Annotated in this window: 12 protein-coding genes and 1 pseudogene; 8 read left to right on the top strand and 5 right to left on the bottom strand. The window is 49.4% G+C overall.

The window, feature by feature from the left end:
- Window positions 1–108: 108 nt before the first annotated feature.
- Genes GEI7105_RS39005 through GEI7105_RS0109215 form a run of 3 tightly spaced genes read right to left on the bottom strand, consistent with a single transcriptional unit; the run spans window position 109 to window position 1,441 of the window.
- A complete protein-coding gene (locus tag GEI7105_RS39005) occupies window positions 109–243 on the bottom strand; it encodes a hypothetical protein (RefSeq protein ID WP_017660190.1) in 135 nt (44 codons plus the stop codon).
- An 8-nt stretch (window positions 244–251) separates the two neighbouring features.
- Window positions 252–842: a Uma2 family endonuclease gene (locus GEI7105_RS0109220; protein ID WP_017660189.1), complete on the bottom strand. Its 591-nt coding sequence runs from the start codon at window positions 840–842 to the stop codon at window positions 252–254.
- A gap of 8 nt (window positions 843–850) precedes the next feature.
- Window positions 851–1,441 carry a Uma2 family endonuclease gene (locus GEI7105_RS0109215; protein WP_017660188.1) on the bottom strand — a complete coding sequence of 197 codons (591 nt, stop codon included), beginning with the start codon at window positions 1,439–1,441 and terminating at the stop codon, window positions 851–853.
- Between the two features lie 400 nt (window positions 1,442–1,841).
- On the opposite strand from GEI7105_RS0109215, the gene fbp reads away from it, so the two are divergent.
- From fbp to cydB, 7 genes and pseudogenes are all read left to right on the top strand, one after another.
- Window positions 1,842–2,900, top strand: a complete 1,059-nt coding sequence (gene fbp, locus GEI7105_RS0109205) for a class 1 fructose-bisphosphatase (protein WP_017660186.1) — start codon at window positions 1,842–1,844, stop codon at window positions 2,898–2,900.
- Window positions 2,901–3,080: 180 nt separating this feature from the next.
- Window positions 3,081–4,223, top strand: coding sequence for a transaldolase (gene tal, locus GEI7105_RS0109200; RefSeq protein WP_017660185.1), 1,143 nt, complete (start codon window positions 3,081–3,083; stop codon window positions 4,221–4,223).
- 149 nt (window positions 4,224–4,372) lie between these two features.
- Complete coding sequence (gene zwf, locus GEI7105_RS0109195; protein ID WP_017660184.1) at window positions 4,373–5,902, top strand: glucose-6-phosphate dehydrogenase; 1,530 nt, start codon at window positions 4,373–4,375, stop codon at window positions 5,900–5,902.
- 97 nt (window positions 5,903–5,999) lie between these two features.
- Entirely contained in the window at window positions 6,000–7,325 is a 1,326-nt protein-coding gene (gene opcA / locus GEI7105_RS0109190) for a glucose-6-phosphate dehydrogenase assembly protein OpcA (RefSeq protein ID WP_017660183.1), read from the top strand.
- A gap of 353 nt (window positions 7,326–7,678) precedes the next feature.
- Window positions 7,679–7,798 (top strand): annotated as a pseudogene (locus GEI7105_RS40990) (HNH endonuclease); the annotation flags it as partial.
- Between the two features lie 177 nt (window positions 7,799–7,975).
- Entirely contained in the window at window positions 7,976–9,409 is a 1,434-nt protein-coding gene (locus tag GEI7105_RS0109185) for a cytochrome ubiquinol oxidase subunit I (RefSeq protein ID WP_017660182.1), read from the top strand.
- 11 nt (window positions 9,410–9,420) lie between these two features.
- Window positions 9,421–10,443, top strand: coding sequence for a cytochrome d ubiquinol oxidase subunit II (cydB, locus tag GEI7105_RS0109180; RefSeq protein WP_017660181.1), 1,023 nt, complete (start codon window positions 9,421–9,423; stop codon window positions 10,441–10,443).
- Window positions 10,444–10,555: 112 nt separating this feature from the next.
- On the opposite strand, the gene GEI7105_RS0109175 is transcribed toward cydB, so the two are convergent.
- Together GEI7105_RS0109175 and GEI7105_RS35930 are read right to left on the bottom strand one after the other, a co-directional pair.
- On the bottom strand, window positions 10,556–11,146 hold the full coding sequence (locus GEI7105_RS0109175) for a Uma2 family endonuclease (protein WP_017660180.1): 591 nt from the start codon (window positions 11,144–11,146) through the stop codon (window positions 10,556–10,558).
- A 208-nt stretch (window positions 11,147–11,354) separates the two neighbouring features.
- Window positions 11,355–11,933: a hypothetical protein gene (locus GEI7105_RS35930; RefSeq protein WP_017660179.1), complete on the bottom strand. Its 579-nt coding sequence runs from the start codon at window positions 11,931–11,933 to the stop codon at window positions 11,355–11,357.
- A gap of 17 nt (window positions 11,934–11,950) precedes the next feature.
- On the opposite strand from GEI7105_RS35930, the gene GEI7105_RS40420 reads away from it, so the two are divergent.
- The gene (locus GEI7105_RS40420) at window positions 11,951–12,076 is read left to right on the top strand and encodes a hypothetical protein (RefSeq protein ID WP_281166981.1); all 126 of its coding nucleotides are present in this window, start codon (window positions 11,951–11,953) and stop codon (window positions 12,074–12,076) included.
- Window positions 12,077–12,208: the final 132 nt, after the last annotated feature.

Here is a 12,208-nt window from a genome sequence, read left to right as displayed (position 1 = left end):
CTGCCATTTCCACCAACTCTGGCTCTTCGGAGTTTAGGGTGACAGAAAAACTAACTTCACGAGATTTCAAGGGTTTTGGCTCTCGAATCTTCAATTTTTTGTATCATGCTATACATTTATAACCACAAACTCCGAAGACCCCAACTCTCCTCGAATTAATTCAATGCGATCGCCCTCCTTGAAAAAACCTAACTCAATTAGGCGGTGGTAGTCTTCGATTGAAAACTTTTTAGTAGCTAACATTTTTAAATTTAGGGTTTATTGGTAGTTGGACGATTTGGAAAAATTCGAGACAGTTCTAATTGTAAATCCTCAAATCTAGGCAATGCAACTGTATCTTCAGGTAAAAAGATTTGGATGTTTCGGTATTCAAACGTTCCTGATGACATGAGGTAAGGTTGCGTGTAAGTTTCGAGGCGATCGCCAATTAAGTTAAAAATCCAAACGTTTTCGATTCCAGCTTCGGCGTAAACGGGAAGTTTGACCTCGCGATCGAACTGTAGTGAAGAGTCAGCAATTTCGATGACGAGAAAAATATCTTCCGGTTGTGGATGAGTTGTAAGATAGTTATCTTCGCGCATTCTCACGATCGCAAAATCCGGTTCGGGTTCGCTGAGATTGGGAAGTTCGATAGGATCTTGGCATTGAATCAAAGCACGACTTCCGATGACTCGAAATAACTGTTGTAATAAATTACGACAACAGACGACGTGACGCTTGCCTTTAGCTGCCATTTCCACCAACTCTCCTCGAATTAATTCAATGCGATCGCCCTCCTTGAAAAAACCTAACTCAATTAGGCGGTGGTAGTCTTCGATTGAAAACTTTTTAGTAGCTAACATTTTTAAATTTAGGGTTTATTGGTAGTTGGACGATTTGGAAAAATTCGAGACAGTTCTAATTGTAAATCTTCAAATCTAGGCAATGCAACCGTATCTTCAGGTAAAAAGATTTGGATGTTTCGATATTCAAACTCTCCTAACGACATTCGGTAAGGTTGCGTGTAGGTTTCGAGGCGATCGCCAATTAAGTTAAAAATCCAAACGTTTTCGATTCCAGCTTCGGCGTAAACGGGAAGTTTAATCTCGCGATCGAACTGTAGTGAAGAGTCAGCAATTTCGATGACGAGAAAAATATCTTCCGGTTGAGGATGCGTTGTAAGATAGTTATCTTCACGCATTCTCACGATCGCAAAATCCGGTTCGGGTTCGCTGAGATTGGGAAGTTCGATAGGATCTTGACAGCGAACGATCGCGCGATCGCCAACGAGTTGCCATAGCAGACGATTTAAATTGCTACAACAGACTGCATGGCGTTTCCCTTTGGCTACCATTTCCACCAATTCCCCTCGAATTAATTCAATGCGATCGCCCTCTTTGAAAAAATTAAACTCAATTAGGCGGTGGTAGTCTTCAATTGAAAATTTTTTCGTGGATAACATTTTTTATTAAAAGCAGAGCTTAGTGTTTTTTTATCTCTTTATTATAGCAAAAAATATTAAAAGCGATCCAGTTTTTTACTCGTCGAGAGTCCGAGGCTTTTAGCAACGATCGAGAATTTAAATTGAATTACAGCAATATTTAAATTGAGTAATTTTTTGAATATTTAAGAATATTTAAAATACATTAAATTTTATGCCGAGTTCGTTGCATTTCAGAAGCGATCGTTAAGTACAAATACCTGTCAAGCCCCCAAAATCTACCGATTAATCTAAAGAAAATCTGTAGTCCGCAACCGAGCGATCGGGGATCGAGAAAAGGGGTTTTAAGATAGAAAACAACAGGCAAATTGCCTCGGAGTCGCGACCTCCGCCAGCGAAACCGCCACTTGGAGGAAACCCCATGACCCACGCCGAACCGTTTTCAATTCCCGAACGCGCACTCGATCGCGATTGCACCACCCTTTCGCGCCACGTTCTCCAACAGCTTCAAAGCTTCTCCGCCGAAGCCCAGGATCTCAGCGCCCTCATGAACCGTATCGCCCTAGCGGGGAAACTCACCGCCCGCCGTCTCAGCCGTGCGGGACTCATGGAAGGCGTTCTCGGGTTCGCCGGAACTGAAAACGTCCAAGGGGAATCCGTCAAAAAGATGGATGTCTACGCCAACGAGGTGTTTATCTCCGTCTTCAAACAAAGCGGCTTAGTCTGTCGCCTCGCCTCAGAGGAGATGGAAAAGCCCTACTACATCCCAGAAAACTGCCCCATCGGACGCTATACCCTCGTCTACGACCCCATCGACGGTTCCTCGAACATCGACGCCAACCTCAACGTCGGTTCGATTTTCGCCATTCGCCAACAAGAAGGTAACGACGAAAGCGGTGAAGCCTTGGACTTACTACAATCGGGGCGCAAACAACTCGCCGCCGGTTACATCCTCTACGGGCCGAGTACCGTTCTCGTCTACTCCCTCGGAAACGGCGTCCACGCCTTCACCCTCGATCCGAGTTTAGGCGAATTCATCCTCTGGCAAGAGAACATCCAAGTTCCCAAGCACGGAGCCGTTTACAGCGTCAACGAAGGGAACTTCTGGCAGTGGGACGACTCCATTCGGGACTATACCCGCTACGTCCACCGTCACGAAGGCTACACCGGACGCTACAGCGGCGCACTCGTCGGGGACTTCCATCGCATCCTGTTACAAGGTGGCGTGTTCCTCTACCCCGGAACGGTGAAGAAACCCGAAGGTAAACTGCGTTTGCTGTACGAATCGGCGCCCCTAGCCTATCTCATCGAACAAGCGGGAGGACGGGCGAGTACGGGAACCCAAAACATCCTCGATGTGGTTCCCAAGAAGTTGCACCAACGGACACCTCTAATTATCGGCAGTACCGAAGACGTTGCACTCGTCGAATCGTTCATTCAAGAGGGAACGCGCCGAGAACAGGACAAAGTTTTGACCTAACAGACGAGGTGAGGTGATGAGGTGATGAAGTGATGATGGAATGATGAGAGCCGAAATGCTCTTGTACTGGGCTTTTCAACTTATCTCGAACTCGCGATCGACTCCAGTTTTAGCCTTGGTTCGCTCCAGCTCACTTTAGTTTGTCAAGTTCAAGTTTGTAGACTCCACACCGATTCAGTTATGACTAAGACGAAAAATCCACTCTTCGAGCTGCAAAAATACGGTCAAAGCGTTTGGATGGACAACTTGTCCCGCGACGCGATCGCCTCTGGCGAACTCGAAACGCTGATTCGAGATCGCGCTGTACGCGGGATTACCTCCAACCCAGCCATCTTTGAAAAAGCGATCGCCGGAAACCAAATTTACGACGAAGACATCGCCGACGGCGTCAAAGCTGGAAAATCCGTCCTCGAAATTTACGAATCTCTGGTGTTTGACGATATTCGCAACGCCTGCGACGTTCTCAAACCCGTCTACGACGCCAGCCACGGCGTCGATGGTTACGTGAGTATCGAAGTTCCTCCCACCATCGCTCGCGATACTGAAAGTACCATCACCGAAGCCCGTCGCTACTTTCAGACGATCGATCGCCCCAACTTGATGATTAAAATCCCCGGAACTCCCGAAGGCTTACCCGCCGTCGAACAGGCGATTTCCGAAGGAATTAACGTTAACGTGACGCTGCTGTTTGCCATCGACGCCTACGTTAACAGCTTCTGGGCATACATTAAAGGCTTAGAAACCCGCGCCGCCAAAGGTGAAGATATTGCCAACATCTCCTCAGTGGCTAGCTTCTTCCTCAGCCGCATCGACAGCAACATCGACGCGCGACTCGAGGCTAAACTCGCCGAAACTGACGATTCCGCAACACGGGAGAAGTTGGAATCGCTCAAAGGTAAAGTGGCGATCGCCAACGCCAAACTCGCCTATCAGGAGTACAACAAAATCGTCACGAGCGATCACTGGAAAGCCCTAGCCGCCAAAGGTGCAAAAGTTCAACGACTCCTCTGGGCTAGCACCAGCACCAAAAACCCCAACTACAGCGATGTCATGTACGTTGACGAACTCGTCGGCGCCAACACCGTTAACACCTTACCGCCCAAAACCATCGAAGCCTGCGCCGACCACTGCCACGTCAGCAACCGCATCGAAACCCACATCGACGACGCTCAACGGGTTATCGACAGTTTACCCGAAGCCGGAATCGATCTCGATGCCGTTATGGACGAACTCCTCGAAGAAGGCATCGACAAATTCATCAAACCCTTCGAGTCGCTGATGTCTTCCCTCGAGGAAAAAGTCAAGCAACTCGCGTTAGTCTAATTCCAGAAGCAGAGAAGGGGAGCTTTTACAGTGAGCAGTTAGCAGTTAACAGTTTCTCACCTCCCCCTCTCCCCCTCTTCCCCTCTCCCTTTCTCCCCCTCTCCCCCTCTCCCTTTCTCCCCCTCTCCCCCTCTCCCCCTCTCTTCTTTATGATTGCCATTCAAGAAAATCCCCTTCGCGTCGGACTGCAACAGGATCGCATCCCCGAACCGCAAATTATCGTCATTTTCGGCGCTTCGGGAGATCTCACCCAGCGGAAACTGGTTCCGGCGATTTACCAAATGAATCTCGAACGTCGGCTTCCACCAGAACTGACCATCGTAGGGGTGTCCCGGCGCGAGTGGAGTCACGATTATTTTCGCGAACACTGTCGTCAAGGGATTGAAGAATTTGGCGGCGGACTGCAATCGGAGGATATCTGGAACAGTTTCGCCAAAGGACTGTTTTACTGTCCCGGTAATATCGACAGTTCCGAAAGCTATCAAAAACTCAAAGCCTTTTTAGGCGAACTGGACGAAGAACGGGGAACTCGGGGAAATCGGGTGTTTTACCTCTCTGTCGCGCCCCGGTTCTTCGGAGAAGCGACGCAACAACTCGGGGAAGCCGGAATGCTCGCCGATCCTCGCAAACAGCGTCTCGTCATCGAGAAACCTTTCGGGCGAGATTTGGCATCGGCGCAAGCTCTCAACCAAGTGGTACAAAGCGTTTGTGACGAAAAACAGGTCTATCGCATCGACCACTATTTGGGGAAAGAAACGGTACAAAATCTGTTGGTGTTCCGCTTCGCTAACGCGATTTTCGAGCCGTTGTGGAACCGCCAGTATATCGACCACGTACAGATTACTGTGGCGGAAAAGGTGGGGTTAGAAGGACGTGCGGGGTATTACGAAACCTCGGGGGCGTTGCGAGACATGGTGCAAAACCACCTGATGCAACTGTTCAGTCTCACGGCGATGGAACCGCCGAACTCTCTCGACGCCGACAGCATCCGCAACGAGAAGGTGAAAGTAGTTCAGGCGACGCGATTGGCAGATTTGGACAATTTGGAAAATGCCGCCGTTCGCGGACAGTACATCCCTGGATGGGTCAACGGAAAGCAAGTCCCCGGTTATCGTGATGAGGAGGGGGCTGACGAGAATTCGACAACGCCAACCTATGCGGCGTTGAAGTTATCGATCGATAATTGGCGGTGGAAAGGGGTTCCGTTCTATTTGCGAACGGGAAAACGGATGCCGAAGAAAGTGACTGAAGTGGCAATTCAGTTTAAAGAGGTTCCTTATTTGATGTTCCAGTCGGCGGCCAGACAGGCTAATCCCAATGTTTTGGCGATGCGGATTCAGCCGAACGAGGGGATTAGTATGCGCTTTGAGGTGAAGACGCCGGGAACTTCCCTGAGAACGCGATCGGTGAATATGGATTTCCGCTACGATGCGGCGTTTGGTAAACCAAACACAGACGCCTATAGTCGCTTGCTGATTGACTGTATGTTGGGCGATCAAACTTTGTTTACCCGCAGCGATGAAGTCGAAGCCTCTTGGCGGGTTCTGACGCCGGTTTTGGAAGTGTGGGACGCCCCCGCCCCACCGGATTCGATTCCGCTGTACGAAGCGGGAACTTGGGAACCGGTCGAGGCCGAACTGTTACTCAATCGCGACGGTCGCCGTTGGCGCAGGTTATAACGGCTGCAACTGAAACGGCCACAGCGATCGCGAGTTTCGATGATTCGCCCGAGGTTGCCAGACACACTTTAGTTCAAGGATTGCGAGAACGATTTCTATGAATACGCCACTCGTTGCTTTACAGAAGCCCAAAGACGTTTCGATTGCGGAAGTCGAAGCCGAACTGAGTAAAATTTGGCTCGGTCAAACCAGCGGCCAGGGCGCACCCCTTGCCAGTCGCGCCTCGACGTTTAGTATGGTCGTCTACGAACCCGAGGAGTTCCAGCAGTTGTTGGCTGGGCTGGGGTTTTATGAGGGAGCGATCGATGGGATCAATGGGGAACAGACGCGACAGGCGATCGAAGCGGCGCAGAAAGCTTACGATCTCGATATCACCGGACATATCAACCCCAAAACTCTGGCTAAACTGCGAGAGGAGTTCGATCGCCTCCCGCCAGACCGACGCCAAATCAACAATCTCGACGCTCGGGGATTTCAAGTCAGCGAAGCGATCGCCGGACAAAATCCCTGTCGGATTATTACTCTCTGTCCGACCATCGGGGCTGAGGATACGGGTGTTACGGCGCAAGTCTCGGCCTACTGTCCGGTTCAGCGCAAGAGTTCTCAGCTTATTTGTTGTGAGTATCTGACGCTGCGGGGAACGAAAGATGCTTTAAACCGCGTTGGGGAAATGGTTTCCTCGTTGATGGTTCCCGATTTGCCGAAGTTCGTTTGGTGGAAGGCGACACCCAACCCAGAACAGGAGTTATTCCAACAACTGGCGAAACGCAGTCACTGCATTATCGTCGATTCGGGGTATTTCAGCGATCCCGAATCGGAATTGTTGAAAATGCAGGAACTCATCGAACAGGAAATTTACATCGCCGATCTCAACTGGCATCGTTTGTCAGCGTGGCAGGAACTCACCGCCGCCGCCTTCGATCCGCCAGAGCGTCGCGACTCTCTCAAGGAAATCGACAATATCACGATCGATTACGAAAAAGGCAACAATTCTCAAGCGTTGATGTTTTTAGGCTGGTTTGCCAGTCGCTTGGGTTGGAAGCCGATTTCTTATACGTCCGAACGTAACGATTACGACATTGCGCGGGTGTCGTTTCAAGGGGAGTGCGATCGCGAAATTCACGCCGAACTCGCAGGGGTTCCCGTCGGAGACGTGGGCGAAATTCCTGGGGATCTCGTCGGGTTGCGCCTGACTTCAGCTAATACTTGTGCCGACTGCTGTACGATTCTCTGCTCGGAAACGACCGGTTGTATGCGGATGGAAGCGGGCGGAAGCGCCCAATCTTGTCGCACGGAACAGGTGACGGAACTCTCGGATCAGAAGGCGGAATTGTTGATGGCGCAACAGCTACAGCGATGGGGACGCGACGTGTTGTACGAGGAGAGTTTGGCGGTCACCGCTCAGATTTTGAAGCTTCAGTAGAGGTTGCGTACAGTGTCAAGCGGATCGTTCGCTTGACACTTGTTCGCAAAAAAAGATGTGATTTAAGATTACATCTTTTTTATGAATTTCACCAAAATACCATGTCGCGTCCGTCTCCTCAGCGTCTCATGGAACTCAATATTGAAATGTAAATTCTTTTAGATAGAGAAGAAAAACTTCGGCACGAAACTGAAAGTCTGCTTCAAGATGTACAAAAAAATATCGATCCTAGAGCATAGTTTAACAAGTGGTTGAGGTCGAAAGAAGGTTAAGCCTGGAAAAGAAAACAGTATGAATACCAAAACAAAAAGTGTGCTTATTATCAAGAGAATTTAAGATTTCAAGATGCAGTAGTACATCACGTAATTCCTGTTCAAAAAATGGGTCGAAAAGCTAACAGTCTTGAGAACTTTAAGTTATTGCATCAAAGCTGTAATTTAACGATCGGAACTCGAGTTATAAAATTTGATTGAAATTCCATCATGTCTAGAAAACCGGATTTAATTAAACAAATTGCTCGAGAAACTGTATGGACGAAAAACCCCTCACAAGTTAAATTTCCAAAACCAGGGTTCCACCTTCTCAAAAATATGCGATATAAGAAGGACAGATTATCCATCCTCTAACATCGTTCAACGCTCGAAAAATATATGGAGTTTCTCCAAGATACCGTCGTGCTGTCGCGTCTACAGTTTGCGCTGACAGCCATATTTCATATGCTCTGGCCTGTCCTCACCACCGGGATGGCGATTTACCTCGTCATCGTCGAAGGGATGTGGCTGCGAACTCGCAACCCAGACTACTATCACCACGCGCGGTTCTGGGCCAAACTGTACGTTCTCAACTTCGGAATCGGCGTCGCCAGCGGTGTTCCCATGGAATTTCAGTTCGGGACGAACTGGGCCCCGTTTTCCGAAGCTGTCGGCGACTTCTTCGGAAGCGTTCTCGGTTTCGAGGCGTCTATGGCGTTCATGCTCGAAGCTGGATTTCTCGGCATCATGTTGTTTGGGTGGGAACGCGTTCCCCCCGTCATTCACTACCTTTCCACGATTATGGTGGCGTTCGGCGCGAACCTGTCCACCTTCTGGATTATCACCGCCAACTCCTGGTTGCAAACTCCGTCCGGCGGCGAAGTGGTCGATGGAAAATTCGTCGTCAGTAACTACTTCGAGGCGATTTTCAACCCCTTTATGGCTAAAAGCGTCTCCCATATGTTTTTAGCGACGCTGGAAACCTCTTTGTTCGTCATTGGGGGAATTAGCGCCTGGTATCTACTCAACCAACGACACCCACAATTTTTCACGAGATCGCTCAAAATCGTTCTCGCCGCCGCGATCGCCGTCGCACCCCTGCAAATTTACGTCGGACACCTCAGCGGCGAACAAGTCTATCACGAACAACCGGCTAAACTCGCGGCCATGGAAGCGCAGTGGGAAACCATTCCCGCTGGAACCGTCGCACCTTGGAGCGCGATCGCACTTCCCAACGTCGAAGCCGAACGCAACGACTTTGAAATCTCCGTTCCCAACGCACTCGGCTACATTCTCGAGTTAAAACCCCAACTGTCCGAACCCGTGTTGGGATTGAAAGAATGGAAACCCGAAGATCGTCCGGCGATGGTGGGATTAATTTACTACTCCTTCCGCATCATGGTGGCGATCGGGTTTTTCTTCGCCGGATTGATGCTGTTGAGCGTCGTTCAGTGGCTGCGCGGAAAACTGTCGTCTGAGGAAATCGGGAAACAGCGTTGGCTGTTGGTTTCGTGGATCTTCGCCGCTCCCCTAGGATACATCGCCGTCGAAGCGGGTTGGATCGTCCGTTGTGTGGGACGACAACCTTGGGCTCTGTACGAACAAATTCGGACAGTCGATGCAGCGTCTAAACTCCCACCCGGAAACGTATTAGTCTCGTTGACTGGGTTCGCCGTCGTCTATTCAGTGTTGTTCGTCACCGCCTTGTACTTTGGAAGTCGCATTATTCGCAAAGGCCCCGATCTCGATCGACCCCTTCCCGGCCAAGGCGATCGCGATCTCACCGAACCGGCGACTCACGAACCCGATAGCCGTCCGGTTGAGGCGCAATAGGAGGAAAAGCGATGGATTTAACGATTTTAGACAACTTTCTGGCGCAAGTGTGGTTCGCCATTCTCGCCTTGTTCCTTTTCCTCTACGTTATGCTCGACGGCTTCGATCTCGGCGTGGGAATTTTATCGCTGACGGCGTCGAGTGAAGAACGTCGCGGGATTTTGATGACCAGTTTGAGCAATGTTTGGGACGCCAACGAAACCTGGTTGGTGTTGATGGGTGGTGCGTTGTTCGGTGCGTTTCCCCTGGCGTACAGTACCATTCTCAACGCCCTTTACATTCCCATTTTGACGATGGTGTTCGGCTTTATTTTCCGCGCCGTCGCCTTTGAGTTTCGCGAACATTCCGAAAGTAAGGTGTTTTGGAATTCCGCCTTTGGTGTGGGAAGCTTTCTGGCAGCGTTAGGACAAGGATTTTCGTTAGGTGCAGTTCTCGAAGGAATTCACGTCGATAAAGCCGGACATTTTATCGGGAGTACTTGGGATTTTTTGAGTCCTCAGTCTGTTGTGGTCGCATTGACGTTGATTCAAGGCTACGTTCTCATCGGTTCGACGTACCTAATCCTTAAAACTGAGGGCGAGTTACAGAAAACCCACTATCGCACTGCTAAAATTGCAACGGTCACGACGTTACTCGGTGCGATCGCCATTACGATTTCGACACCAATTTTCTTCGATTACACTCGAGAGCGGTTATTCGACGCACCCTGGATTTACATTTTTGCCACGATTCCCCTCCTCGGTGTGTTGCTAATTTGGCAGTTGTGGAAAAGTATCGATCGCCAAAAAGAAGTCGCACCGTTCGTCTGGACGATCCTGATTTTCTTGCTGACGTTCATCGGCTTGGCGTTGGTCGTGTTTCCCTTTATCATTCCCACGCAAATCACCATTTACGATGCCGCAGCCACACCCACCTCGCTAGTGTTTATGCTAGTGTTTATCGGCGTGTTAATTCCAATCATGTTGTTCTACAACATCTATCAATACGTCGTGTTTCGCGGTAAAGTGACCAGCAGCTATTACGGCGAATCTTGACTGAAATAGGAATCTCTTCGGACAAGATCCCCGGCATCTTGGAGATGCCGGGGATCTGGCTTATATGGTTTAATAATAAACTCTCTGTGTTCTCTGTGTCTCTGTGGTGAATTCAAATTCTAGGGGTTTTGAATCTCGCTCGACTCACGTATAAATCAGCAAACTGAATCTCGAGGGCGATCGCCCCCAATTTAAAACTCGCATCAATTCCATGATATTCAGAAAACAACCATCGATCGACATCCATTTTTAAATAATGTTCCACATGAGGCGAATCCTGTTCGATTAACACATATTCCCGAAAACTTTCAAGCGTACGATATGCAGAAAACTTATCCCCTTTATCGTAACCACGAGTCGAAGGCGATAACACTTCAGCAATTACCAAAGGATTGAGAATCGTATCGTTTCGTTCCTCTTGAAGCTGAATTTCACCACTGACCACCATCACATCGGGATAGGTATAAATCCGCCGTTCGGGAATCCAAAGCCGTTGTTCGGCGATAAAAACATCGTAAGGCTGACGTTTTAGCGAAAAATTTAAGAAAGCGAAAAGATTTCCCGCAACTCGATTGTGATTTGGGGTTCCACCCGCTATAACGGTGATGTCTCCGTCAATATACTCGTGGCGTTCCTCAGCGTTGGCTTCTCGTTCTAAATACTCTTCCGGGGTGTAACGTTTCGATTCAGTTGTGACACTCATGATGTAGTTCCCCTTTCAGCAACGGAACGTCATTTCGATCCTAGCCGATTTTCCAATTCAAACTCCCCAACATCTCAAAGATGCTGGGGAGCTGACTGAAAACCATTAAACCCCTCTGTGTCCTCTGTGTCTGGTGTGGTGAATTAAAGCTCTAGGATGTTGGGTTTCACTTGCGCTCCACCCAACCTACAGACAGAGGGTTTCGCGATTAATCGAGATAGCCCATGAGCGTATCGATTTCAACCGTGGCGTTGGGTGCCACCGGACGGTTACCCATAATCGTAATCGTCTCGCTGATGGCTAAGGTACTCGCTGTAATGGGACGAACCCCAGAGGCTTGCATCGTATCTTTGACTTTCAGCGAACTCACCGAAATTGGACGGTTGCCCATCGTGTTGTAAGTTTCGCTGATAGCGAGGCTGCTCGCTGCAACCGGCCGAATTCCAGACACTTGAATCGTCTCCGCAAATTGAATGTCACTTGCAAAAATGGGGCGTGCGCCGCCGACTGCCGCGAAGGTTTCGGCAATTTTACGGTGACTCACAGTTACGGGACGGTGTCCCGGTAGATCTTCGGCGGGTTTGATTTCGAGGGCTTTTTTCGTTTCCGATTCCCCCGGAACCGCTAGAGCCGTCACTTCTTTTTCTTCCGTTGCCTCGGATTTGTCGGTTGCCTCAGCTTGGCTCTCAGTGGTGGATTGGGTTTCTTCAGCTTTGGAGCTAGAAGAACTCTTCGTACTCCGGCTTCTGCTGCTTCTGGTTTTCGGGGTTTTATCGCTAGTAGTCATGCTTGCGTTTCCTAATCTTGGCTACAATTCTCGTCCGATCGCACCGAAAAGCCGCGATCGCGATGGAGGCGGTAACGGCTTGCCCAGATGCCGAACGTATCGATGTTTTGAATCCTTGTCGGTCAACGGCTCTCAAAGCCTGAAAGCATTAATCTTAATAGATTTTACGATCGATTTTAGAATTGCTTAAGCATTGTTGTAAAGGATTCTCAACACTATGATACATAACGATACGTCCGATTCGATCGCCCCCAAAGACGACAAAAGCTAATCAA

Source organism: Baaleninema simplex PCC 7105 (genome assembly GCF_000332355.1).
Lineage (GTDB): Bacteria > Cyanobacteriota > Cyanobacteriia > Cyanobacteriales > Geitlerinemataceae > Baaleninema > Baaleninema simplex.
This window is presented reverse-complemented; position numbering and strand designations above follow the sequence as displayed.

Coding starts and splice junctions, on each gene's coding strand:
- opcA (WP_017660183.1), top strand. CDS start 6,000: ATGAATACGCCACTCGTTGCTTTACAGAAGCCCAAAGACGTTTCGATT.
- GEI7105_RS39005 (WP_017660190.1), bottom strand. CDS start 243: ATGTTAGCTACTAAAAAGTTTTCAATCGAAGACTACCACCGCCTAATT.
- GEI7105_RS0109185 (WP_017660182.1), top strand. CDS start 7,976: ATGGAGTTTCTCCAAGATACCGTCGTGCTGTCGCGTCTACAGTTTGCG.
- zwf (WP_017660184.1), top strand. CDS start 4,373: ATGATTGCCATTCAAGAAAATCCCCTTCGCGTCGGACTGCAACAGGAT.
- GEI7105_RS35930 (WP_017660179.1), bottom strand. CDS start 11,933: ATGACTACTAGCGATAAAACCCCGAAAACCAGAAGCAGCAGAAGCCGG.
- GEI7105_RS0109215 (WP_017660188.1), bottom strand. CDS start 1,441: ATGTTATCCACGAAAAAATTTTCAATTGAAGACTACCACCGCCTAATT.
- GEI7105_RS0109220 (WP_017660189.1), bottom strand. CDS start 842: ATGTTAGCTACTAAAAAGTTTTCAATCGAAGACTACCACCGCCTAATT.
- fbp (WP_017660186.1), top strand. CDS start 1,842: ATGACCCACGCCGAACCGTTTTCAATTCCCGAACGCGCACTCGATCGC.
- GEI7105_RS0109175 (WP_017660180.1), bottom strand. CDS start 11,146: ATGAGTGTCACAACTGAATCGAAACGTTACACCCCGGAAGAGTATTTA.
- cydB (WP_017660181.1), top strand. CDS start 9,421: ATGGATTTAACGATTTTAGACAACTTTCTGGCGCAAGTGTGGTTCGCC.
- tal (WP_017660185.1), top strand. CDS start 3,081: ATGACTAAGACGAAAAATCCACTCTTCGAGCTGCAAAAATACGGTCAA.